We start from the raw sequence: 22615 nt of genomic DNA, 5'->3' as shown, positions 1-22615 counted from the left end.
GGCGGCGGTCCGCCGTTCTCACGTCGGGCTCGGCTCCTGCGTGCGCGACCCGTTGCCCTCCTCGGCGCGGCGCAGGGCGTCCTCGTCGGTGCGGGCGTCGTAGGCGACGAGTCTCGCCAGCGCGGCGGTGAGCAGTCCCACGGCCGCGACACAGGCCACCCCGCCGGTCCAGATCGCCGGGCGGGCGCCGGTCCAGCCGGTCGCGCCGCACACCACCAGCTGGCCGTGGCACCGGGTGCGGGACACCGAGCCGCTGGTCAGGCTGACCAGCAGGGAGCCGACGGCACCCGCCGAGTACATCAGGCCCAGCGCCCAGTCGGCGTCGAGTTCGTCGGCGAGGGGGTGACACGCATGCGGCCCAGGCTAACCGGCGGGTCCGGTGCGGAGCGGAAATGGGTGTGCGAACCGATGGACGCCCGTGCCGTGCGTCGCCGACGCTGCTGCGGTGCCCTTGTTTTGGAGAATCTCCCTGTTCAACGCGGTGGTGCTGATCGCGGCCACCGCGCTGCTGCTGGGACCGGTCACCGTGTCGACGCCCGTCCTGCTCACCGAGGCCGCGATCCTCACGGTGGGTCTCGTGGTGATCCTGACCGCCAACGTCCTGCTGCTGCGGATCGGTCTCGGGCCGCTGCGCCGGCTCGCGCACGCCATGACCACGACCGACCTGCTGCGGCCGCGGGTCCGTCCGAAGGTCGACGGCGACGGCGAGATCGCCGAGCTGATCACCACCTTCAACACGATGCTCGACCGGCTGGAGGCCGAACGCGCCCTGAGCGCCGCCCGCACGCTGAGCGCGCAGGAGTCGGAACGCCACCGGGTCGCCCAGGAGCTGTACGACGAGGTGGGGCAGACCCTCGCCGCCGTGCTGCTGGACCTGAAACGGGTCGCGGACCAGGCACCCGACTCCGTGCGCGAGCAGCTCTCGCAGGTGCAGGAGACGACCCGGGCCAGCCTGGACGAGATCCGCCGCATCGCCCGGCGGCTCCTCCCGGGGGTCCTGGAGGAGCTGGGCCTGAGCAGCGCCCTGAGGTCGCTCTCCGACGAGTTCACCGGGCCTTCGCTGACCGTGCGCCACGACATCGCCCCCGGGCTGCCCGCCCTCGGTGACAACGCCGACCTGGTCCTCTACCGGGTCGCCCAGGAGAGCCTCACCAACGTGGCCCGGCACGCCGGTGCACGCGTGGTGCTCCTCACTCTGCGGCGGGCCGGGGACGCCGTCGAACTCCGGGTGCGCGACGACGGCCGGGGCTTCGACGACTCCGGCGACGCCGAGGGGGCCGGTATCCGGGGCATGCGCGAACGCGCCCTGCTGATCGGCGCCGACCTCGTGGTGGGCCCCGCGCGCGGGGGCGGGACCGAGGTGCGGCTGGCCGTACCCGTCGGCGACCGGGTGGCCGGCCGGATCGGGTGAGCGACCGGGTGACACCGTCGGGAGCGGCGCCGGGCGGGAACACACCGGTCGGGCGCACTGTTGTCCCCGGAGGCGAAACGGAGGCACAACGGTGCACGGTGAGTACAAGGTCCCCGGCGGCAAGCTGGTCGTCGTGGACGTGGAGGCCGAGAAGGGTGTGCTGCGGCACGTACGCGTGGCGGGCGACTTCTTCCTGGAACCGGACGAGGCGCTGGACGCCGTGAACCGCGCCCTGGAGGGCGCCCCGGCCGACACCGACGCGGCGGGACTGGCCGCCCGGATCGACGCGGCGCTGCCCGAGGGCACCGTGATGTACGGCCTGACCTCGGAGGGCGTCGCGATCGCCGTACGCCGCGCGCTCGCGCACGCCACGGACTGGACGGACTACGACTGGCAGCTGATTCACGAGGGCCCCCAGGCCCCCGCGCTGCACATGGCGCTCGACGAGGTGCTGACCGCCGAGGTCGCCGCGGGCCGGCGTCCGCCGACGCTGCGCGTGTGGGAGTGGGGCTCCCCGGCGGTGATCATCGGCAGTTTCCAGTCGCTGCGCAACGAGGTGGACGCCGAGGGGGCGGCCCGGCACGGCGTCGACGTGGTGCGCCGCGTCTCCGGCGGCGGCGCGATGTTCGTGGAGCCCGGCAACACGATCACCTACTCCCTGTCCGTGCCGGAGGCACTGGTGCAGGGGCTCTCCTTCCAGGACAGCTACGCCTACCTCGACGACTGGGTGCTCGGCGCACTCGGCGAGATGGGCATCCGCGCCTGGTACCAGCCGCTGAACGACATCGCCACCGACCAGGGCAAGATCGCGGGCGCCGCGCAGAAGCGCGTGGTGGGGCCCGGGGGCGGGCCCGGCGCCGTGCTGCACCACGTGACCATGTCGTACGACATCGACGCGGACAAGATGCTCCAGGTGCTGCGCATCGGGCGGGAGAAGATGTCCGACAAGGGCACGAAGTCCGCGAAGAAGCGGGTGGACCCGCTGCGCCGGCAGACCGGCCTCGCGCGCGAGGCCGTGATCGAGCGGATGATCTCCTCCTTCGGCGGCCGGTACGGGCTGTCCCAGGGCAAGGTGACGGACGAGGAACTGGCGCGGGCCCGGGAGTTGGCGCGCACGAAGTTCTCCTCCGCCGAGTGGACCGCGCGGGTGCCCTGACGCCGGTGGCGGCCCTCGCCCCGGTCACCGTGACGGCGGCCGCGAGGCACCGGCGGCGTCCGTTCGTCTGCGTCACCACGCGGGCACGGACCGAGTTCGCCCTTCCGCCGCACGGGGAGTCGTGTGAGACTGGCGTCCCGTTCGCCGTGCGGGCACCCTCCGCACCCTCCCCCACGAGAAGTGCGCCGTGCGTTCTCTTCCCCTGCCGCTCGCCCTGACCGCCCGTCTGGCGCCGGTCGCCGTGCTCGCCACCGCCGGCTGGGCGCTGTCGTCCGGGCCGGACACCTCACCGGCCGCGAAGGACAGGACGCCGCCCGACACCGCCGGGAGATCCTCCTCCGCCCCGGCGACACAGGCGGAGACGAAGACGTACGCCGCCGCCCCGGCACCGTGCGCGAGCCTGGCCGAGAAGACGGTCACCTCGCTGGTGCCGGGTGCGAAGGCGGCCGGCAAGGAGATCCCCTCCACGGACACCAAGGCCCGCCGCACCTGCTCGTGGAACGCGCTCAAGGGGTACGACTACCGTTGGCTCGACGTCTCCTTCGAGGTGATGAAGAGCGACGAGTCGGCGCGGAAGTCGTACCAGGAGCGGGTCGCCGACCGGAGCGGCGGAGGCGAGGTGCCGGGGCTCGGCGACGCGGCGTACTCCATCGTGGACCTGACCACCGAGGACAAGCAGCAGACGCGCGAGGGCACCGTGCTGGTCCGCGCGGCCAACGCCCTGGTGGTGATCACGTACAACGGCAGTGACTTCGAGTCGAAGAAGGCACCCGGCACCACGGAGATCAACAAGGGTGCCATCAAGGCGGCCAAGGAGGCGGTGGCCGCCTTGCGGGGCGGTCAGGGCTGACCGGTGGCACCGACCGCCTCGGCGCGGGGCCGGGTGGCCGGCATCAGCATCAGCGCCAGGTGGAGCACCAGGGCCGTGGTCAGGCCCACCGCCCAGCCGTAGTCGGCCAGCGGTTCGAGGAAGGGCACGGGCCGGCCGTCGACGAGGGGATGGAAGTCGGCACCCCCGACGGCCAGGACACCGCCGACGGCGAAGGCGACGACGGCCCGCCAGTTCCAGCCCTTGTCGTACCAGTAGCGTCCGCCGGCGCGGTACAGGTCGACGAGATGCAGCCGGGCGCGGCGCAGGATCCAGTAGTCGGCGATGAGGATGCCGGCCACGGTGCCGAGCAGCCCGCCGACCAGGCCGAGCCAGGTGAAGATGTAGCCCTGTGGGTCGGAGTACAGCTTCCACGGGCAGATCAGCACGGCGAGGACGGACGTGATGAGCGCGCCCGCCCGGAAACTCACCCTTCGCGGTGCGACGTTGGAGAAGTCGAAGGCCGGGGAGACCAGGTTGGCCGCGATGTTGACGGACAGGGTCGCCACCAGGACGGTCACCAGGGCGAACAGCAGTCCCACCACGTTGTCCGTCTTCGCGGCGAGTTGCACCGGGTCCCAGATCGGCTCGCCGTACACGGCCTGCGAGCCGGAGGTGACCATCACGGACAGGAACGCGAACAGGGTCATCGTCGTCGGCAGTCCGAGGGCCTGGCCCCGGGTCTGCGCCTTCTGGCTCTTTCCGTAGCGGGTGAAGTCGGGGATGTTGAGGGACAGCGTGGACCAGAAGCCGATCATGCCCATCAGGGAGGGCCAGAACAGCTTCCAGAAGTCGCCGCCCCAGCCGAGTCGCGACGGCTGGTCGAAGAGCGGGCCGAACCCGCCCGCCTTGTCGCTCATCCACCACAGCATCACGAAGGCACCGACGAGGACGAAGGGCGCGGCCCAGTTCTCGAAGCGTCGGATGGTCTCCATGCCCCGGTAGATGATGGCGACCTGGAGCGCCCAGAAGATCGCGAACGACAGCCACATGGTCCAGGCGTGGCCGCCGATCGTCGCGGCGCCGGTCCAGCCGTCGCCGATCAGCTTGCCGGCCAGGAAGTAGATGGCCTCGCCGCCGATCCAGGTCTGGATGCCGAACCAGCCGCAGGCCACCAACGCCCGTACGACGGCGGGCAGGTTGGCGCCCCGGATGCCGAAGGAGGCGCGGGCGAAGACCGGGAAGGGGATGCCGTACCTGGGTCCGGCGTGCCCGGTGAGCAGCATCGGGGCGAGCACGATCAGGTTGGCCAGGGCGATGGTGAACACCGCCTGCTTCCAGTCCATGCCGACCGCGATGAGACCGGAGGCGAGTGTCCAGGAGGCCGTGTTGTGGGCCATGCCGACCCACAGGGCGGAGAAGTTGTACGTGGTCCAGGTGCGCTTGCCGACGGGCACGGGCAGCAGGTCCTCGTTGGCGTAGCGGCCGCTCGGCGGCGCGGAGCCCGGGGCGAGCTCCACGCGCCCGTCGGGGAGGGTGACTTGGGCGGACGGCGGTATGGCCGTGGGCGCGGTGTCGGTCATGGGCAGGCCAATCATGCGGTGGGACGGGAGAGGCCGTGCGGGGAGTGCCGCGGGGGGTGCGCGGGTGCGCCCTGGGGCCCGCCCCGGGAGCGGGGCGGGCAGGGGGTGGGTCAGGCGTTGACGGCCGGGATGACCTGTGTGCCGTAGGTGTCGATCACGGCTTCCTGCGCGTCGTGCATGGCGTACAGCGCGAACTGGTCGACGCCGAGGGCACGCAGGGCGGTCAGCTTCTCGATGTGCTTCTCGACCGGTCCGATCAGGCAGAACCGGTCGACGATCTCGTCCGGCACGAACTGCGTGTCGGGATTGCCGCTGCGCCCGTGGTGGGCGTAGTCGTAGCCCTCGCGGGCCTTGATGTAGTCGGTGAGTTCGTCGGGTACGGCGCCGGTGTGGGCGCCGTACTTGGCGACCAGGTCGGCGACGTGGTTGCCGACCATCCCGCCGAACCAGCGGCACTGCTCGCGCGCGTGGCCGAGGGCCTCGGGCGAGTCGTCGGCGGTGACGTAGGCCGGGGCGGCGACGCAGATCCTCACCTCGGAGGGGTCGCGTCCGGCGGCCTCGGCGGCGTCCCGGACGGCCTTGACCATGTACTCGGTCAGGTAGAGGTCGGCGAGTTGGAGGATGAAGCCGTCGGCCTCCTCACCGGTCGTCTTCAGCGCCTTCGGACCGTACGCGGCCATCCACACGGGGACTTCGGCGCCCGGTTTCACCCAGGGGAACCGGACGACGGTGCCGCCGCCGAGGTCGGCCTCCTCTCCCCTGCCCAGCGCGCGGATGACCTTGATGGCCTCGCTGATGCGGGCGAGGGTGTTGGGTTTGCGTCCCGCGACGCGCATCGCGGAGTCGCCGCGGCCGATGCCGCAGACGGTGCGGTTGCCGAACATGTCGTTGAGGGTGGCGAAGGTGGAGGCCGTCACCTCCCAGGTGCGGGTGCCCGGGTTGGTGACCATCGGGCCGATCTTCAGTGTGCTGGTGTGGGCCAGGACCTGGCTGTAGATGACGAACGGTTCCTGCCAGAGCACGGCGGAGTCGAAGGTCCATCCGTGGCTGAAGCCGTGGTGCTCGGCCCGTTTCATCAGGTCCACGACGCGGGAGGCCGGCGGGTCGGTCTGCAGGACGAGTCCGAAGTCCATCTGCACCGCTCCTCGTTGTCTAGTCGATGTACTGACAGGTGGCGCGCGGGGTGTAGAGGCCGTGCCCCTTGCGCCCGGTGTACTCCCGCTCGGTGACGACGGGTTCGCCGCGCGAGAGCACGGTCTCCACCCGGCCGGTGATCCGCCTGCCCTCGTATGCCGAGTAGTCGACGTTCATGTGGTGGGTCTCGGCGGAGACGACCTGTTCGGCGTGCGGATCGTAGACGACGATGTCGGCGTCGGCGCCGGGCGCGATGGTGCCCTTCTTCGGGTAGAGGCCGAACATCCGGGCAGGGGTGGCGCAGGCGATCTCGATCCAGCGGCGGCGGCTGATGTGACCGTCGACGACGGCCTGGTGGAGCAGGTCCATGCGGTTCTCGACACCGGGCATCCCGTTGGGAATCTTGGAGAAGTCGCCGCGGCCCAGCTCCTTCTGCCCGCTGAAGCAGAAGGGGCAGTGGTCGGTGGAGACCACCTGGAGGTCGTTGGTGCGCAGCCCCCGCCACAGCGCCGCCTGGTGCTCCCTCGGCCTGAGCGGCGTGCTGCACACGTACTTGGCGCCCTCGAAGTCCGGCTCGGCGAGGTTGTCGGTGGACAGGAACAGGTACTGCGGGCAGGTCTCGCCGAAGACGGGCAGGCCCTCGTCGCGGGCCCGGGTCAGCTCCGCCAGCGCCTCGGTCGCCGAGACGTGCACGACGTACAGGGGCGCCCCGGCGACCTGGGCGAGCCGGATGGCGCGGTGGGTGGCCTCGGCCTCCAGGAGGGCCTTGCGGACCTCGCCGTGGAAGCGGGGGTCGGTCTCCCCGCAGGCGAGGGCCTGTTCGACGAGGACGTCGATGGCGATGCCGTTCTCGGCGTGCATCATGATCAGGCCGCCGTTGCCGGCGGCGCGCTGCATGGCGCGCAGGATCTGGCCGTCGTCGGAGTAGAAGACACCGGGGTAGGCCATGAACTGCTTGAAGGAGGTCACCCCTTCCTCCACCAGCAGGTCCATCTCCTTGAGCGTCTCCTGGTTCACGTCGGAGACGATCATGTGGAAGCCGTAGTCGACGGCGCAGTTGCCCTCGGCCTTGGCGTGCCAGGCGTCCAGGCCCTCGCGCAGGGAGTGTCCGACGCTCTGGATGGCGAAGTCCACGATGGTGGTGGTGCCGCCCCAGGCGGCGGCGCGGGTGCCGGTCTCGAAGGTGTCGGCGGCGTAGGTGCCGCCGAAGGGCATCTCCATGTGGGTGTGCCCGTCGACGCCGCCCGGGATGACGTACTTGCCGCTCGCGTCGATGGCGTTCTCGGCCGTGAACGCCTCGGCCGCCGGGGTGCCGGTCGCGGCGAGGGCGGCGACGCGGCCGTCCTCGATCAGGACGTCGGCGTGGATCTCGTCGGACGCGGTGACGACGAGGCCGCCGCGGATGACGGTACGGCTGCTCATGCTGCTGTTCCCTCCTGTCAGGGGCCCGGTTCGGTCAGGGCGCGGTCAGCGGGGAGTACGCGCCCGGCGCGCGGTCGCGGTAGAACTGCCAGCGGTCGCGGACCTCGCGCAGCTTGCCCATGTCCAGGTCGCGGACGACGAGTTCGGTCTCCTTGTCGCTCGCCACCTCGCCGACGAACTGCGCCTCGGGGTCGACGAAGTAGGAGGTGCCGTAGAAGTCGTTGTCGCCCCACTCCTCGACGCCGACGCGGTTGATGGCGCCGACGAAGTACTCGTTGGCGACGGCGGCGGCCGGCTGCTCCAGCTGCCACAGGTAGCCGGACAGGCCGCGGGAGGTGGCGGACGGGTTGAAGACGATCTCGGCGCCCTCGAGGCCCAGCGCCCGCCAGCCCTCGGGGAAGTGCCGGTCGTAGCAGATGTAGACGCCGACCTTGCCGACGGCGGTGTCGAAGACCGGCCAGCCGGAGTTGCCGGGGCGGAAGTAGAACTTCTCCCAGAAGCCCCGCACCTGCGGAATGTGCGTCTTGCGGTACTTGCCGAGGTAGGAGCCGTCGGCGTCGATGACGGCGGCGGTGTTGTAGAGGACGCCGGGCTGCTCCTCCTCGTACATGGGGAGCACCAGGACGATGCCGTGCTCGCGGGCGAGCCGCTGGAAGCGCTCCACGATCGGGCCGTCCGGGACGCTCTCGGCGTAGGCGTAGAACTCGGGGTCCTGGACCTGGCAGAAGTACGGTCCGTAGAACAGCTCCTGGAAGCACATGACCTGTGCGCCCTGGGCGGCCGCGTCGCGCACCGCCTGCTCGTGGACCTGGATCATCGATTCCTTGTCGCCCGTCCAGGCGGTCTGGAAGAGCGCGGCACGGATCACTCGGCTCATCTTCGGCCTCCACTCGCTCGATTCGCTCGCTGTGGCGCTCGCTGTGGCGCTCGGTGTACGGCGAGACTAGGGACGGCGGGTGGCCGAAATGAGTGGCACGGTGTCACGTCTGCGGGGGTCGGGCATTGCACGGTGTCACCCCTGCTGTGCGTCGTGGGCGAGGAGCGCGATGTGGACGGAGGCGGCCTGCTCGAAGTCGTCGAGGTCGACGCCGAGCCGGCCCTGTATGGCTTCGAGGCGCCGGTAGAGGGCGGGCCGGGAGACGTGGTGGAGTTGGGCGGTGCGGGACTTGTTGCGTCCGGTGGCGAGGTAGGTCCGCAGGACGGACAGCAGGTCCTCGTCGGGGCCGCGCAGCAGCCCGTCCAGCTCGCGTTCGGCGAAGGACTGCACGTGCGGGTCGTCGCGCAGCAGCCGCACCAGTCCGCGCAGATGGATGTCGCGCAGTCGCACCACCGGCGGCAGGTCCATGGGTGCCGGGGCGTCGGCCACGGCGTCGGCGACGTGCTGGGCCTCGCGCAGTCCGGCGGGGACGTCGGCCCAGTCGGCGCGGGCGTCGGCCGCCGCGACCAGGGCGTACGTGGCGTCCGGTTCCGAACGCAGCCGGGTCGCGAAGTGGTCGGTCAGCGCCCTGGCGTCCTGGTCGGGGGCGAGGCTGAGCAGGACGGCGACGCGGTCGTCGGCCAGCCCCGCGGCGATCCCCGGCAGTCCCAGCCGCCGCAGCACCCGGGCCGGGCGGGCGGGCTGCCGGTCGCGGACGACGAGGGGGACGAAGACGCGCCGGTTGACGGGCAGTCCGGCGGCGCGCGCCCGGGGCAGCAGGTGCCGCGCCGGTACGGCCCCGGTGACCAGGTCGGTGAGCAGGCTCCGCGCGGACTGCTCCTCCCAGGCGTCCCGGGAGCCGCCGCAAGCACCCCCGCGGGTTCCGTCACCGGCGAGCATGCGGTGCAGGACGAGGGCCTCGGCGGCCCGGTCGGCCAGCAGGCGTCCGGCGGCCCGGTCGCCCCGGTAGCCGCACAGCACCAGTCGGCCCCAGCTCTCTCCGCGGCAGCTCAGTTCGGCGCGGACCCAGCCGTCGGCCGATCCGGCACCGGCCTGGCGGGCGATGCGCTCCCAGTCCCGCAGCACGTCGTCGACCGCCGCCCGCTCCCCCGCCGTGGCCAGGACGCGGTGGGCGAGGTTGGTGACGACGACGGGGCAGCCGGCGTGCCGGGCCACCTCGTCGAGGAGGCGCTGCACCGGGGCGCCCGCGGTGATCAGACCGGTCAGTTCGGTGCGTACGGCCTCGGAGAGGCTGACGGCGGCGAACTTGCGCCGCAGCAGCCGGGACTGGACCTCTTCGGTCAGCTCGGCGAAGGGGAAGGGCCGGTGCAGCACGACCAGGGGCAGCCCGCAGCGCTCGGCCGCGCGCCGCATCACCTCGGGCGGGGCGGGGAAGGCGCGGCCGAGGCCCAGCACGACGGCCGCGGCCTCGGCACGGTCCAGGGAGCGGATGTACTCGCCCTGCTTGGCCTCGTCCCCGGCGAGGAGCACGCCGGTGGTGAGGACCATCTCTCCGCCGCTGAGCATCACGCCGACGTCGGCGGCCTCGGCGACGTGCACCCAGCGCACGGGCCGGTCGAGCCGGTGGGCGCCGGCCACCACCTCGGGCTGTCCCGCCCGCACCCGTTCCAGGCCGAGGACCTGGCGGACCGACAGGGCCGGCTCCCAGGGTTCCCGGGGCTGCGGGGCCGAGGTCTCCGAGGTGGTGGTCATGGCGGCGCCTCCTGGGCTCGGGACGCGGAACGCGCCGGTCAGATGCTCCGCAGGGCGCGTTCGAGGATCGCGGCGCCCTCCTCGGCCTCCGCGACGGTGAGGGACATCGGCGGGGCGATGCGCAGGACGCTGGTGTCGTGGCCGCCGCCCTTGCCGACGAGCAGCCCGCCCGCGCGGGCCTCCTCGAGCACGGTGGACGCCGCTTCGGGGGCGGCCTCGTCGGTGCCGGGCCGGGTCAGTTCGACGCCGATCATCAGGCCGCGCCCGCGCACCTCGCGTACGTGCGGCACCTGGGCGGCGACGGCGCGCAGCCGTTCGATGAGCAGTCCGCCGACGCGCCGGGCGTTGCCCTGGAGGTCGTGCTCCAGGAGGTGGGCGAGGTTGGCGAGGCCCGCGGCCATGGTGATCTGGGTGCCGCCGAAGGTGGAGATGCTGTTGGCGTCCAGGCAGTTCATGATCTCGGCGCGGGCGACGACACCGCCGATCGACATGCCGTTGCCGATGCCCTTGGCGAAGGTCACGATGTCCGGCGGCCCGCTTCCCGCGTGGGCCTGCCAGCCCCAGAAGTGCTCGCCGGTGCGCCCCCAGCCGGTCTGCACCTCGTCGGAGATCCACAGGATGCCCCGGTCCCGCAGCACCTCGCGGAAGGCCGCGTACAGGCCGTCCGGCGGGGAGGTGAAGCCGCCGACGCCCTGGACGGGTTCGGCGATCAGCGCGGCGGGGGCGCGGGTGTGGCCGAGCAGGTCCTCGAGGTCGGCGACGCAGGCGTCGATGAACTCGCGGTCGTCCAGGTGCGCGTAGGGCCCCCTGGAGCGCACGCCGCCGTGTACGTAGAGGGTCTGGAGCGGGGTGAGGGAGGTCGGGGACCAGCCGCGGTTCCCGGTGATGCCGACGGCGCTGAAGGAGCGGCCGTGGTAGCTGTTGCGCATCGCCAGGATCGCGTTGCTGCGGCGGTGGGCGGTGGCGAGCAGCAGGGCGGTGTCGTTGGCCTCGGTGCCGGAGGTGGTGAAGAAGACGCGGGCGTCGGGGATGCCGGACAACTGGGCGACGCGTTCGGCGAGTTCGACCATCGAGCGGTTGAGGTAGAGGGTCGAGGAGTGGACGATCCGCCCGGCCTGCTCGGCGACGGCCTTGGTGACCTCGGGCAGGGCGTGCGCGGTCATCGTGGTGAGGATGCCGCCGAAGAAGTCGAGGTACCTGTTGCCGGCGGCGTCCCAGACGTGGCGGCCCTCGCCGTGGGTGATCTCCAGCGGGTCCTCGTAGTAGAGGGCGAGCCAGTCGGGCAGGACGGCGCGGTGGCGGGCGAAGAGATCCTTGGTCACGGCCGCACCAGCCCCTCGTAGGCGTCGGGTCGGCGGTCGCGGTAGAAGGCCCACTGCTGCCGCACCTCGTCGATGAGGTCGAAGTCCAGGTCGCGGACGACGAGTTCCTCCTCGCTGTCGCTGGCCGTCTCGCCGACGAACTGCCCGCGCGGGTCCACGAAGTACGACGTGCCGTAGAAGTCGTTGTCGCCGTACTCCTCGACGCCGACGCGGTTGATGGCGGCGACGAAGTACTCGTTGGCGACGGCCGCGGCGGGCTGCTCCAGCTGCCACAGGTGGGCGGAGAGGCCGCGGTGGGTGGCGGACGGGTTGTAGACGAGCTGGGCGCCGCCGAGGCCGAGTTGGCGCCAGCCCTCCGGGAAGTGCCGGTCGTAGCAGATGTAGACGCCGACCTTGCCGACGGCGGTGTCGAAGACCGGCCAGCCGAGATTGCCGGGGCGGAAGTAGAACTTCTCCCAGAAGCCCTTGACCTGGGGGATGTGATGCTTGCGGTAGGTGCCGAGGACGGTGCCGTCGGCGTCGATCACGGCCGCGGTGTTGTAGTAGAAGCCGGACTGCTCGACCTCGAAGACGGGGACGACGATCACCATGCCGGTCTCGCGGGCCAGTGCCCGCATGCGGCGGGTCGTGGGTCCGTCGGGGACGGGTTCGGCCCAGCGGTAGTGCTCGGGGTCCTGGACCTGGCAGAAGTAGGGGGCGTTGAACACCTCCTGGAACCCGATGACCTTGGCACCGCGCCGGGCGGCCTCGCGGGCGTGCTCCTCGTGTTTCGCCACCATGGACTCGGTGTCGCCGGTCCAGGTGGCCTGGACGAGAGCGGCACGAACGACGTTGGCCATGAGCTGCTCCTTCGACACGACGTCAGAGCCTCTACGCCCGTAGAGCAGGCCGTAGAGGGACGAACGTAAGCCTGGCCGGACGGGCTTGCCAAGACCATCGTCGTCAAGGCGCGGTGTCGATCACGTTTCGCACTCCGGTGGGTGAGTGCCGGCGCCTCAGGCCATCGCGGGCGCGCACCGCCCCACCAGCTCGTCCATGGACAGCCCCAGCGCGCCGGCCAGCGCGGCCACCGTGAAGAACGCCGGGGTGGGCGCCCGGCCGGTCTCGATCTTGCGCAGGGTCTCGGCGGAGATTCCGGCCTCGGCGGCGACCGCGGTCATGCTCCGTTCGCCGCGGGCCGCGCGGAGCAGGCGGCCGAGCCGCTCGCCGCGCTCACGCTCTTCGGGGGTCAGAGGAGTGCGCACCATGACGTCATTCTAATACCGGGTTCCCGTACCGGTCCCGGGTGTGCCCCACGTCGCGAACCCAATTCAAATACCGGTATAGTAATTGGCATGGTGGAACTGAAGACGGACACATCTATCGATGCCATGCACGCGGCCGGCCAGGTCGTCGCGCAGGCCCTGACCGCCGTCCGGCAGGCGGCGGACGTGGGGGTGTCGCTGCTGGAGCTGGACGCGGTGGCGCACGAGGTGCTGCGGAAGGCGGGCGCGGGCTCGCCGTTCCTCGGATACCGGCCCTCCTTCGCGCCGACCCCGTTCCCGGGCGTCGTCTGCGCGTCCGTGAACGACGCGATCGTGCACGGCATCCCGGACGGTTACCGGCTGCGCGACGGGGACCTCGTCTCCATCGACTGCGGCGCGCTCCTGGACGGCTGGGCCGGCGACTCGGCGCTCAGCTTCGTCGTGGGCACCCCGCGCCCGGCCGACCTGACACTGATCGAGACCGCGGAGCGGGCCCTCGCGGCGGGCATCGACGCGGCCGTCGTCGGCAACCGCATCGGCGACATCGCGCACGCCATCGGCACCGTGTGCCGGTCGGGCGGCTACGGGATCATGGAGGACTTCGGCGGCCACGGCATCGGCCGGCACATGCACGAGGACCCCGGGGTGCCCAACGAGGGCCGGCCGGGACGCGGACTGCCCCTGCGGCACGGCATGGTCATCGCCATCGAGCCCATGCTGATCGCCGGCGGCCGGGACGACTACCACGCGGCCGCGGACGGCTGGACCCTGCGCACCAACGACGGCTCCCGCGCGGCACACGTGGAGCACACCGTGGCGATCACGGACGGCGGTCCCCGCGTCCTGACGTCCAGGAACGGCCTCTGAGTCCCCTTCCCGCCCGCCCCGTCCTCCCGGCTTCCCGGCATGCCCACCCGAACAGAACGTGTCATGTTGGGCATGACCGCGCCCCGTCCGGGTTACCCGGCCCCGGCACGCCGATCAGCGAAGCAGCGGAGGACCGGAAACGATGACCAGCGGCTTCATGGGCCCGGAGGGCGACCCGTTCGCGGAATTCCTGGCACGCTTCTTCGGCGGGCCCCGGCCCCGGCAGATCGACATCGGACGGCTGCTCAGCCAGCCAGCCCGGGAGCTGGTGCGCGGCGCCGCCCAGTACGCGGCCGAGCACGGCAGCCGGGACCTGGACACCGAGCACCTGTTGCGGGCAGCGCTCTCCACCGAGCCGACCCGGGGGCTGCTCAGCCGGGCCGGCGCCGACCCCGACTCGCTGGCGTCGCAGATCGACGAGCGGACCGGCCCGGTGCAGCACCCGCCGGGCGAGGTCCCGCCGCCCACGTCGCTCTCGCTCACCCCGGCCGTCAAGCGCGCCCTGCTGGACGCGCACGAGCTGGCCCGCTCCACCGGCACCGGGTACATCGGCCCGGAGCACGTGCTCAGCGCCCTGGCCGCCAACCCGGACTCGGCCGCCGGGCACATCCTGAACGCGGCCCGCTTCGCACCGTCCAGCATGCCCACGGAGTCGCCGGAGGCCGCGAAGGCCCGCACCGAGAGCACCCGGACCACGAACACGCCGACCCTCGACAAGTACGGCCGCGACCTCACCGATCTGGCCCAGCAGGGCCGGATCGACCCGGTGATCGGCCGGGAGGAGGAGATCGAGCAGACCGTCGAGGTGCTCTCCCGGCGCGGCAAGAACAACCCCGTCCTGATCGGTGACGCCGGCGTCGGCAAGACCGCCGTCGTGGAGGGTCTCGCCCAGCGCATCACCGACGGCGACGTGCCCGACGTCCTGGTCGGGCGGCGGGTGGTCGCCCTCGACCTGACCGGCGTCGTCGCCGGAACCCGCTACCGGGGCGACTTCGAGGAGCGGATGAACAACATCGTGGGCGAGATCCGCGCCCACTCCGACCAACTGATCATCTTCATCGACGAGCTGCACACCGTCGTCGGTGCCGGCGGGGGCGGCGAGGGCGGGTCGATGGACGCCGGGAACATCCTCAAACCGGCCCTCGCCCGCGGCGAGCTGCACATCGTGGGCGCCACCACGCTGGAGGAGTACCGCAGGATCGAGAAGGACGCCGCCCTCGCCCGCCGCTTCCAGCCGATCCTGGTGCCCGAGCCCACCACCGCCGACGCGATCGAGATCTTGCGCGGACTGCGCGACCGTTACGAGGCGCACCACCAGGTCCGCTACACCGACGAGGCGCTGGTCGCCGCCGTGGAGATGTCCGACCGCTACCTCACCGACCGGCGGCTGCCGGACAAGGCCATCGACCTGATCGACCAGGCGGGCGCCCGCGTCCGCCTCCAGTCACGCACCAAGGGCACCGACGTACGGGCCCTGGAGCGCGAGGTGGACCAGCTGGTCCGGGACAAGGACCAGGCGGTCGCGGACGAGCAGTACGAGCAGGCCACCCAGCTGCGCGACCGGATCGTCGAGCTGAAGCAGCGGATCACCGAGGCCACCGGCGACGGCGAGGCCGACGAGGGGCTGAACCTGGTCGTCGGCACGGAGTCCATCGCCGAGGTGGTCTCCCGCCAGACCGGCATCCCGGTCAGCAGCCTCACCCAGGAGGAGAAGGAGCGCCTGCTGGGTCTGGAGTCCCACCTGCACGAGCGGGTGGTCGGCCAGGACGAGGCCGTACGGGTCGTCTCCGACGCCGTGCTGCGCTCGCGCGCCGGGCTGTCCAGTCCGGACCGGCCCATCGGCAGCTTCCTCTTCCTCGGCCCGACCGGCGTCGGCAAGACCGAGCTGGCCCGCGCGCTGGCCGAGGCGCTGTTCGGCAGCGAGGACCGGATGGTCCGCCTCGACATGAGCGAGTACCAGGAGCGCCACACCGTCAGCCGCCTGGTGGGCGCCCCGCCCGGGTACGTCGGGCACGAGGAGGCCGGTCAGCTCACCGAGGTGGTGCGCCGGCACCCGTACTCGCTGCTCCTGCTGGACGAGGTGGAGAAGGCCCACCCCGACGTCTTCAACATCCTGCTCCAGGTCCTGGACGACGGCCGGCTCACCGACTCGCAGGGCCGGACCGTGGACTTCTCCAACACGGTTGTCGTGATGACCAGCAACCTGGGCTCCGACGTGATCACCCGGCGCGGCGCCGGGATCGGTTTCGGCGCGGGCGGTTCGGAGGCCGACGAGGAGGCCCGGCGCGAGCAGGTGCTGCGCCCGCTGCGCGAGCACTTCCGGCCCGAGTTCCTCAACCGCGTCGACGAGATCGTGGTCTTCCGCCAGCTCAGCGGCGAGCAGTTGCGGCAGATCACCAGCCTGCTCCTGGAGCAGACCCGCCGCATGGTGCACGCGCAGGGCATAACCGTCGACTTCACCGACGCGGCCGTGGACTGGCTCGCCGAGCGCGGCTACCAGCCCGAGTACGGCGCCCGGCCGCTGCGCCGCACCATCCAGCGCGAGGTCGACAACGAGCTGTCCCGGCTGCTCCTGGACGGCCGGGTCGCGGAGGGCGGCCGGGTGACGGTCGACGTCGAGGACGGGCGGCTGGCGTTCCGGACGCCGCAGCACCCCGTCCCCGAACTGTGACTACCGCTGCCGCACCGGCTCGACCACCATCGCCGAGCCGCCGCCGCGCCGTTCCTTCTCGGCCGCGGCCAGCCACGTGCCGTTCGGCAGCCGTTGCACGGCGGTCGCGGCGCCGATCTCGGGGTTGAGCTTGAAGGAGTGCCCGAGGGCCTCCAACTCCGCCCGTGTGCCGCTGTCGTAGAGGCCGGGTTCGAGTTCGGTCTGCGCGGCGTTGCGCTGGCTGGCGCGCGGGGCGGCGATCGCGTCGACGAGCGGGAGTCCGCGGTCGAGGAAGCCGGTGAGCGTCTGGAGCACGGTGGTGATGATGGTGGCGCCGCCGGGCGAACCGAGCGCCACGACCGGCTTGTGGTGGCGGTCCAGGACGATCGTCGGCGCGATCGAGGAGCGGGGGCGCTTGCCGGGACCGGGCAGGTTGGGATCGTGGACCGCCGGGTTGGCCGGGGCGAAGGAGAAGTCCGTCAGCTCGTTGTTGAGCAGGAAGCCGCGCCCCGGCACGGTGATGCCGCTGCCGCCGGTCTGCTCGATGGTGAGCGTGTAGGCGACGACGTTGCCCCACTTGTCGGCCACCGTGAGGTGCGTGGTGTTCTCGCCCTCGTACGTCGTCGGCGCCGCCGTCCCGCCGCCCGCGCAGTGGGCCGGGTGCCGCGGGTCGCCGGGGGCGAGCGGGCTGGTGAGCACCGCGTCGTCCATGATCAGGCACTCACGGGAGTCGGCGTACCGCTGGGACAGCAGCTCCTTCGTGGGTACGTCCTCGAAGGCGGGGTCGCCGACCCAGCGGCCCCGGTCGGCGAAGGCGATGCGGCTGGCCTCGATGTAGCGGTGCAGGTAGCCGGCCTTGTCCGCGGCGGAGAGGTCGGTGCGCTCCAGGATGTTGAGGGCCTCGCCGACGGTGGTGCCGCCGGAGGAGGACGGTGCGATGGAGTACACGTTCAGGCCGCGGTAGCCGGTCTTCGTCGGCGCCTGGAGCTTGGCCTCGTAGGCCGCGAGGTCCTTGGCGGACAGGTCGCCGGGGCGGGCGTTCCAGCCGGAGTCCGGGTCGACGGGCGGAGCGTTGACGGCGGCGACGATGTCCTCGCCCAGTGCGCCGTGGTAGATCGCGCCGACGCCCTTGCGGCCCAGCTCCCGGTACGTGCGGGCCAGGTCGGGATTCTTGAACGTCGAGCCCACGACCGGGAGTTCGCCGCCCGGCAGAAACAGCTCGGCGGTGTCCGGGAAGTGGCGGAAGCGCTCTTCGTTGGAGGCGGTCTGGGAGCGGAAGGTCTCGTCGACGGTGAACCCGTGCCGGGCCAGTCGTTCGGCGGGCTTCAGCACGGAGGAGAGCGGGCGGCTGCCCCACCGGTCCAGCGCGGTCTGCCAGGTGGCCGGAGTGCCCGGCGTGCCGACGGCGAGGCCGCTGGTGACGGCGTCGGCGAAGGCGAGCGGCTCGCCGTTCTCCGTGAAGAGCTTCTCGTCCGCGGTCAGCGGTGCGGTCTCGCGGCCGTCGATGGTGCGCACGGTACGGGACCTGGCGTCGTAGTAGACGAAGTAGCCGCCGCCTCCGACCCCGGCCGAGTAGGGCTCGGTGACGCCGAGCGCGGCGGCGGTGGCCACGGCGGCGTCGACGGCGTTGCCGCCCTTGCGCAGTACTTCGATACCGGCGGCGGAGGCGTCCTGGTCGACGCTGGAGACGGCGCCGCCGTAGCCGACGGCGACCGGGGTCTTCCGGTCGGCCCGCCCGCTCTGCGGCGTGGGCGGCGCGGCCGCCCCCACCGACACCACCACGGCGGCCGAAACCGCCAGGACCGTCAGATTCCGAGCGACAGGGCGACGCATCCGCACCTCCAGGGAAAGGCCGTTCGGGCAGCTTAGTTGATCGTCATGGCCGCGTCAGGAGCATGGGGCGAGCCCGTCCCCCGCGGCCCGTCGAACACGAGTACGTGGAGGACCGCTAGCATGCGCGCCCATGACCGACGACGTACGCAACATCGTCCTGGGTGTGGTCGCGGCAGGCGTCAGCGCCACGCTGGGCTGGCTCGCCCGCACCTACCTCTGGAAGCGGAAGCTCCGCCGCAAGCAGGCGTTCTTCGGGCTGCCGGACGGTTCCGACTCGCTCCTCGTCGTCAACCGGGACCCCGCCTCCCCGGAACCGGCGGTCCACCGCTTCGACGTCTTCGCGCTGCTGGAACTCTCCGCGCTCATCAAGGACTGCGGCGCGCACGCCCAGGTGGTCACCCAGGACATGGTCGGCCAGGGCTTCGGCGAGCGCACGGAGTTCTGCGTGGGCGGCCCCGGTTCGAACCGGCGGATGGTGGCCCACATGGCCGCCATGCTGCCCGGCGTGCGGGTCAACGTCGACCCCGAGCCCGGCCCCGAGCGGGGCGCGTTCCAGATCGGCGGTGAGCGCTACCGGCTGGAGTCGGGCGTCACGGAGTACGTGCTGCTGGCCCGTCTCACCGCCGGGGAGCGGCGCGAGGCCCGGCCCGCGTTCCTGTTCTGCGGGCAGCGGGCGATCAACAACCAGGCGGCCACCCGCTACCTCGCCCGGCACCACGAGAAGCTGGCCCGCAAGCACGGCGACCACTCCTTCGTACTGCTGCTCAAGGTGGTCAACTCCCAGGCGTACGGTCCGGACGTCGTCGAACTGGTCGGGGACGTCACCCGGGCGGCGACCAGTCCGCTGCCGACCCCGGCGCCGAACTCCCGCACCTCCCACCGGGCCTGAACGCCCGACGGAGGCGGGCACCCGCCCCTCTGCCGCCGTCGGGACGGACGGCCACCCCTCGCCCCGCTCCACCACTTGGGAACTTACCTGCGCCACAAGGGCGTTGAGGCCGAGTGCGGGGCTGAAGAGGAGTGGACATGACACAGGAGCTTGCGCGGAATCCGTGGCGGCTGCTGCTCATAGAGGACGACCGGGAACTCGTCGTCCTGCTGTGCGAGGTGTTACGGGACGAGGGGTACGCGGTCGACGTCGCGGCCGACGGCCAACGGGGCCTGCACCTCGGCCTCACCCGGCGCTACGACGTGTTCGTCGTCGACCGGCGGCTGCCGGTGCTGGACGGCCTCGACCTGCTGGGCCGGTTGCGGGCCCGCGCGGTCCGCACACCGGCGCTGATGCTGACCGCCATGGGCACCCTGCACGACCGGGTCGACGGCCTGGACGCCGGGGCCGACGACTATCTCGTGAAACCCTTCGAGCTGGACGAACTCGGCGCCCGGCTGCGGGCCCTGTGCCGGCGTTCACTGGAGGGCGGTGACGTCCTGCCGATCGGTTCGGGGCGTCTGCATGTCGCCCGGCGCGAGGTCGAGTCGGCGGACGGCGAGCGGATCGCGCTCGCGGCGCGGGAGTTCGCCCTGCTGTGGGTGCTCGCCTCGCACCCCGACGCCGTCCACACCCGGGCCGAGCTGCGCCGGCTGGTGTTCCAGGAGGCACCGGCCTCCTCCATCGTCGACACCTACGTCTACTACCTGCGCCGCAAGCTCGGCCGGCAGGTGGTGCGCACGGTGCACGGACTCGGCTACCGGCTGGGTGCGCTGTGAGCGTGTCGGCGGCGAGCGAGCGGGACGCCGTCCGCCGGGCCCGCCGGCGCATCGCCGTACTGACCGGCGTCATCATCACCCTGCTGGTCACGGTCGTCGGCGGGGTCGCCGACACCGTCATGACCCGCGCGCAGAGCGACCAGGTGTGGCGGGAACTGCGCTACGGCGCGGAGCGCGGCGACCTGTCCAGTCCGCCGGTGTGCACCTGGCTGTTCGCGCGCGGCGCGACCGCGCTGCCCAACGCTCCGGCGGGCTTCCCCGTGGAGGCCGACATGCGGCAGGTCCGCCGGACCCGCGAGACGGTGGAACGCACCGTCCGACGCGACGACACCCGGTACCTGGTGCGTACCCAGGTCAGGGCGGACGGGCGGGTCGTGCAGGCGGTGCTCGACCTGCGCTTCCAGTTGGCCGACCGCCGGCACCTGTGGTTCGCGCTGGCCGTCGCCGAGGTGGTGGGACTGCTGGCCGCCGCCGTCACCGGGGTGGTGCTCGGGCGGCTCGCCGTGTCCCCGCTGGCCGAGGCGCTCGCCCGGCAGCGCCGGTTCGTCACGGACGCCAGCCACGAACTGCGCACCCCGGTCACCCAGGCGTACACGCGGGCCCAGTTGCTGGCGCGGCAGGCGGCCGCGCACGGTATGCCGGCCCGGCACCGCGAGGGGCTGGCGCGGCTGGTCGGCTCGGTCGGCCGGCTCGGTGAGGTGCTGGACGACCTGCTGCTGTCCGCCAGTCTCGCGGCGGGTCCGGCGCGGCCGTCGGACCACCGGCCGGTCGACCTGGTGGCGCTGGCCCGTTCGGTGGTCGCGGAGGAGGCGGACCGGGTGCGGGAGGGCCGCATCACCGTCGTCGTGGACGGGCCGCCGCACCCCCTGTTCGTCGACGGCGTCGGATCGGCGCTGCGCCGGGCCGTCGGGGAGCTGCTCTCCAACGCCGTCGGGCACACCCCGGCGGGCGGGCGGATCGAGGTCGTGCTGGGAGGGGCCCGCGGCACGGTCACCCTGACCGTCGCGAACACCGGGGCGGGCTTCGAACCCGCCGAGGCGGAGCGGCTCTTCGAACGGTTCCACCGGGGTGGGGCCGCCGGCCGGTACGGGCTGGGGCTCGCGCTGCTGCGGGAGGTCGTCACCCATCACGGCGGGACGGTCGACGCGACCGGGCGGCCCGGGCACGGCGCCCGGTTCACCATCAGGCTCCCGCTGGGCGGTTCCCCGCCCGCCGCCGTCGCGCCGACCGGAAGACGGGCGGTCCGCCCCGGCGCGCGCCGGGTCAGGGCCGGACGTACCTGACCAGCAGGCGGGCGGCGGCGCGGACGTCCGCGGCCAGCGGACGGTCGGGGTCGACCGGGGGGATCGCGTCGGCGAGGACGGTCAGGAGTTCCCCGCACCGGGGCGCGGTGGTGCGGCGGGCTCCGACGTGGGCGGCCTGGCGCAGGCCGAGGGCGAGCGACCCGCACAGCAGGCCGAGCAGCTCGGCCGAGTCGTGGGCGCGCAGGGCCGCCTGCGTACCGAAGGGGACGACGTCCTGGTTGTGCAGGTTCGTCGGCAGGCTCTGCATGCCGGCCGGGGTCGCGGCGCGGCGGATCTCCGCCACGAACGCGGTGGTGGCCAGCTGCACGCCCTGCAGACCGTGCTGCGCTCCGGGTTCGGTGGCGAGCATCGGTGGCAGGCCGCCGTTGCGGGCCGGGTCGACCAGGAGATCGAGCTGGCGTTCGGCGAGGTTGCCCAGCTGGGCGGTGACGGAGGCGAGCAGGTCGGCGGCGAACGCGGCGGGCTGCCCGAAGAAGTTTCCGCCGTGCACGGCCCTCCCCGCTTCGTCGTCGCGATCGATGCCGGTGCCCGTGCCGGCGTCCGTGCCCGTGCCCGTGCCCGTGCCCGGAATGAACAGGGGGTTGTCGCTGACCCCGTCGAGGTCGGCGGCGACGACGCCGTCGACGTAGCGCAGTGCGTCCTCGGCGGCGCCGAGCAACTGCGGGGCGCACCGGATGCTGTACGGCTCCTGCAACGGCCGGGTGCCCGAGGGCACGGCGCCCTCCAGGGTGTGCCGCATCCGGCCGCCCGCCTCGACGGCGCCGGGGTGGCCGTAGGCCCGCAGCAGGCCGGCGTCGAGGAAGCCGGTGTCGCAGCCGAGGAGGTCGGTCAGCAGGCAGGTGAGCGCGGTGAGCGAGCGGTGGGCGGCGCGGACGGAGTCGAGGGCCAGCGCGAGGGCCGCGGTGGTGACGGAGGTGCCGTTGACCAGGGCGAGCGCGTCGCGTCCGTCCAGGGTCAGGGGGCTCAGTCCCGCGGCGGTCAGCGCGTCGCCGGCCGGCATCCGGGTGCCGTCCAGGTAGGCGTGGCCCCGGCCGCGCAGTGCCTGTGTGGCGTAGGCGAGCGGGATGAGGTCGCCGCTCGCGCCGACGGAACCGTAGCGGGGGACGGCGGGCGTGAAGGTGGTGGCGAACATCGCCGCGAGCCGGTCGACCACGTCGGTCGAGACGCCCGACAGTCCCGAGGCGAGGGAGCGGGTGCGCAGCAGCAGGGCGGCGCGGACGATCTCGGGCGGCAGGTCGGGGCCCTGGCCGGCGCCGAGGTGCGCCAGGGTGTTGTCGCACTGATCGGCGTCGTCGGCGCGGCCGGCGTAGCCGACGAGGGCGCCGAAGCCGGTGTCGGCTCCGTAGATCCGGCGGTCCCCGCCACCGGGTCCGCGGCGCAGCGCGTCGAAGAGACGGCGCCCGCGTGCGACGCGTGCGCGGGCCTCCTCGTCCACCGTGACGGTGACGGGGAGCGCCGCGCGGCGCAGGGCGGCGGCGTCCGGAGGGGCGGTGAGGGCGACGGTGTCCGTGGGAGTGAGCACACCGGGGAACGTAGGCGCGGGAT

At 72.7% G+C, this 22615-nt stretch carries 18 protein-coding genes and 1 pseudogene; 8 read left to right on the top strand and 11 right to left on the bottom strand.

Annotated features, from left to right (window positions below; genetic code table 11):
- Positions 1 to 18: 18 nt before the first annotated feature.
- Positions 19 to 357: pseudogene (locus BJ961_RS11515) on the bottom strand (hypothetical protein); the annotation flags it as partial.
- A gap of 88 nt (positions 358 to 445) precedes the next feature.
- Here BJ961_RS11515 and BJ961_RS11510 point away from each other — a divergent pair.
- From BJ961_RS11510 to BJ961_RS11500, 3 genes are all read left to right on the top strand, one after another.
- Positions 446 to 1411: a HAMP domain-containing sensor histidine kinase gene (locus BJ961_RS11510; RefSeq protein WP_271321247.1), complete on the top strand. Its 966-nt coding sequence runs from the start codon at positions 446 to 448 to the stop codon at positions 1409 to 1411.
- A gap of 91 nt (positions 1412 to 1502) precedes the next feature.
- Positions 1503 to 2567: a lipoate--protein ligase family protein gene (locus tag BJ961_RS11505; RefSeq protein WP_271321246.1), complete on the top strand. Its 1065-nt coding sequence runs from the start codon at positions 1503 to 1505 to the stop codon at positions 2565 to 2567.
- Positions 2568 to 2754: 187 nt separating this feature from the next.
- The gene (locus tag BJ961_RS11500; protein ID WP_271321245.1) at positions 2755 to 3417 is read left to right on the top strand and encodes a hypothetical protein; all 663 of its coding nucleotides are present in this window, start codon (positions 2755 to 2757) and stop codon (positions 3415 to 3417) included.
- On the opposite strand, the gene BJ961_RS11495 is transcribed toward BJ961_RS11500, so the two are convergent.
- From BJ961_RS11495 to BJ961_RS11460, 8 genes are all read right to left on the bottom strand, one after another.
- Positions 3408 to 4958, bottom strand: coding sequence for an NCS1 family nucleobase:cation symporter-1 (locus BJ961_RS11495; RefSeq protein WP_271321244.1), 1551 nt, complete (start codon positions 4956 to 4958; stop codon positions 3408 to 3410). The genes BJ961_RS11500 and BJ961_RS11495 overlap by 10 nt on opposite strands.
- Positions 4959 to 5068: 110 nt before the next feature.
- A complete protein-coding gene (locus BJ961_RS11490; protein ID WP_271321243.1) occupies positions 5069 to 6091 on the bottom strand; it encodes a TIGR03842 family LLM class F420-dependent oxidoreductase in 1023 nt (340 codons plus the stop codon).
- A gap of 19 nt (positions 6092 to 6110) precedes the next feature.
- The gene (gene hydA / locus BJ961_RS11485) at positions 6111 to 7514 is read right to left on the bottom strand and encodes a dihydropyrimidinase (RefSeq protein ID WP_271321242.1); all 1404 of its coding nucleotides are present in this window, start codon (positions 7512 to 7514) and stop codon (positions 6111 to 6113) included.
- A 34-nt stretch (positions 7515 to 7548) separates the two neighbouring features.
- Entirely contained in the window at positions 7549 to 8391 is an 843-nt protein-coding gene (locus BJ961_RS11480) for a nitrilase-related carbon-nitrogen hydrolase (protein WP_271321241.1), read from the bottom strand.
- Positions 8392 to 8526: 135 nt separating this feature from the next.
- The gene (locus BJ961_RS11475) at positions 8527 to 10143 is read right to left on the bottom strand and encodes a PucR family transcriptional regulator (RefSeq protein ID WP_271321240.1); all 1617 of its coding nucleotides are present in this window, start codon (positions 10141 to 10143) and stop codon (positions 8527 to 8529) included.
- A gap of 38 nt (positions 10144 to 10181) precedes the next feature.
- Entirely contained in the window at positions 10182 to 11465 is a 1284-nt protein-coding gene (locus tag BJ961_RS11470) for an aspartate aminotransferase family protein (protein WP_271321239.1), read from the bottom strand.
- Entirely contained in the window at positions 11462 to 12304 is an 843-nt protein-coding gene (locus tag BJ961_RS11465; RefSeq protein ID WP_271321238.1) for a nitrilase-related carbon-nitrogen hydrolase, read from the bottom strand. The genes BJ961_RS11470 and BJ961_RS11465 overlap by 4 nt, the downstream gene beginning before the upstream one ends.
- Before the next feature lie 156 nt (positions 12305 to 12460).
- Positions 12461 to 12712 (bottom strand): helix-turn-helix domain-containing protein, encoded by a 252-nt coding sequence (locus tag BJ961_RS11460; RefSeq protein ID WP_271321237.1) that lies wholly within the window; start codon positions 12710 to 12712, stop codon positions 12461 to 12463.
- 87 nt (positions 12713 to 12799) lie between these two features.
- Here BJ961_RS11460 and map point away from each other — a divergent pair, with 87 nt between their 5' ends.
- Together map and BJ961_RS11450 are read left to right on the top strand one after the other, a co-directional pair.
- Positions 12800 to 13576: a type I methionyl aminopeptidase gene (gene map, locus BJ961_RS11455; RefSeq protein ID WP_271321236.1), complete on the top strand. Its 777-nt coding sequence runs from the start codon at positions 12800 to 12802 to the stop codon at positions 13574 to 13576.
- A 142-nt stretch (positions 13577 to 13718) separates the two neighbouring features.
- Positions 13719 to 16247, top strand: a complete 2529-nt coding sequence (locus BJ961_RS11450; RefSeq protein ID WP_271321235.1) for an ATP-dependent Clp protease ATP-binding subunit — start codon at positions 13719 to 13721, stop codon at positions 16245 to 16247.
- Here BJ961_RS11450 and ggt read toward each other — a convergent pair whose 3' ends face one another.
- Positions 16248 to 18059 (bottom strand): gamma-glutamyltransferase, encoded by a 1812-nt coding sequence (ggt, locus tag BJ961_RS11445; RefSeq protein WP_271321234.1) that lies wholly within the window; start codon positions 18057 to 18059, stop codon positions 16248 to 16250.
- Between the two features lie 130 nt (positions 18060 to 18189).
- Between ggt and BJ961_RS11440 the strand changes: the two genes are divergently transcribed.
- The 3 genes from BJ961_RS11440 (at position 18190) to BJ961_RS11430 (ending at position 21049) form a co-directional block, all read left to right on the top strand.
- The gene (locus BJ961_RS11440; protein ID WP_271321233.1) at positions 18190 to 18948 is read left to right on the top strand and encodes a hypothetical protein; all 759 of its coding nucleotides are present in this window, start codon (positions 18190 to 18192) and stop codon (positions 18946 to 18948) included.
- A gap of 137 nt (positions 18949 to 19085) precedes the next feature.
- A complete protein-coding gene (locus BJ961_RS11435; protein WP_271321232.1) occupies positions 19086 to 19766 on the top strand; it encodes a response regulator transcription factor in 681 nt (226 codons plus the stop codon).
- A 2-nt stretch (positions 19767 to 19768) separates the two neighbouring features.
- A complete protein-coding gene (locus tag BJ961_RS11430) occupies positions 19769 to 21049 on the top strand; it encodes a sensor histidine kinase (RefSeq protein WP_271321231.1) in 1281 nt (426 codons plus the stop codon).
- Here the strand turns inward: BJ961_RS11430 and BJ961_RS11425 are convergent.
- Entirely contained in the window at positions 21030 to 22592 is a 1563-nt protein-coding gene (locus tag BJ961_RS11425) for an aromatic amino acid ammonia-lyase (RefSeq protein ID WP_271321230.1), read from the bottom strand. The genes BJ961_RS11430 and BJ961_RS11425 overlap by 20 nt on opposite strands.
- Between the last annotated feature and the right edge of the window lie 23 nt (positions 22593 to 22615).

This window comes from Streptomyces lienomycini (assembly GCF_027947595.1).
In the GTDB taxonomy this organism is placed as follows: domain Bacteria; phylum Actinomycetota; class Actinomycetes; order Streptomycetales; family Streptomycetaceae; genus Streptomyces; species Streptomyces lienomycini.
This window is presented reverse-complemented; position numbering and strand designations above follow the sequence as displayed.

Coding starts and splice junctions, on each gene's coding strand:
- BJ961_RS11440 (WP_271321233.1), top strand. CDS start 18,190: ATGACCGACGACGTACGCAACATCGTCCTGGGTGTGGTCGCGGCAGGC.
- BJ961_RS11475 (WP_271321240.1), bottom strand. CDS start 10,143: ATGACCACCACCTCGGAGACCTCGGCCCCGCAGCCCCGGGAACCCTGG.
- map (WP_271321236.1), top strand. CDS start 12,800: ATGGTGGAACTGAAGACGGACACATCTATCGATGCCATGCACGCGGCC.
- BJ961_RS11460 (WP_271321237.1), bottom strand. CDS start 12,712: ATGGTGCGCACTCCTCTGACCCCCGAAGAGCGTGAGCGCGGCGAGCGG.
- BJ961_RS11490 (WP_271321243.1), bottom strand. CDS start 6,091: ATGGACTTCGGACTCGTCCTGCAGACCGACCCGCCGGCCTCCCGCGTC.
- BJ961_RS11435 (WP_271321232.1), top strand. CDS start 19,086: ATGACACAGGAGCTTGCGCGGAATCCGTGGCGGCTGCTGCTCATAGAG.
- hydA (WP_271321242.1), bottom strand. CDS start 7,514: ATGAGCAGCCGTACCGTCATCCGCGGCGGCCTCGTCGTCACCGCGTCC.
- BJ961_RS11495 (WP_271321244.1), bottom strand. CDS start 4,958: ATGACCGACACCGCGCCCACGGCCATACCGCCGTCCGCCCAAGTCACC.
- BJ961_RS11450 (WP_271321235.1), top strand. CDS start 13,719: ATGACCAGCGGCTTCATGGGCCCGGAGGGCGACCCGTTCGCGGAATTC.
- ggt (WP_271321234.1), bottom strand. CDS start 18,059: ATGCGTCGCCCTGTCGCTCGGAATCTGACGGTCCTGGCGGTTTCGGCC.
- BJ961_RS11480 (WP_271321241.1), bottom strand. CDS start 8,391: ATGAGCCGAGTGATCCGTGCCGCGCTCTTCCAGACCGCCTGGACGGGC.
- BJ961_RS11465 (WP_271321238.1), bottom strand. CDS start 12,304: ATGGCCAACGTCGTTCGTGCCGCTCTCGTCCAGGCCACCTGGACCGGC.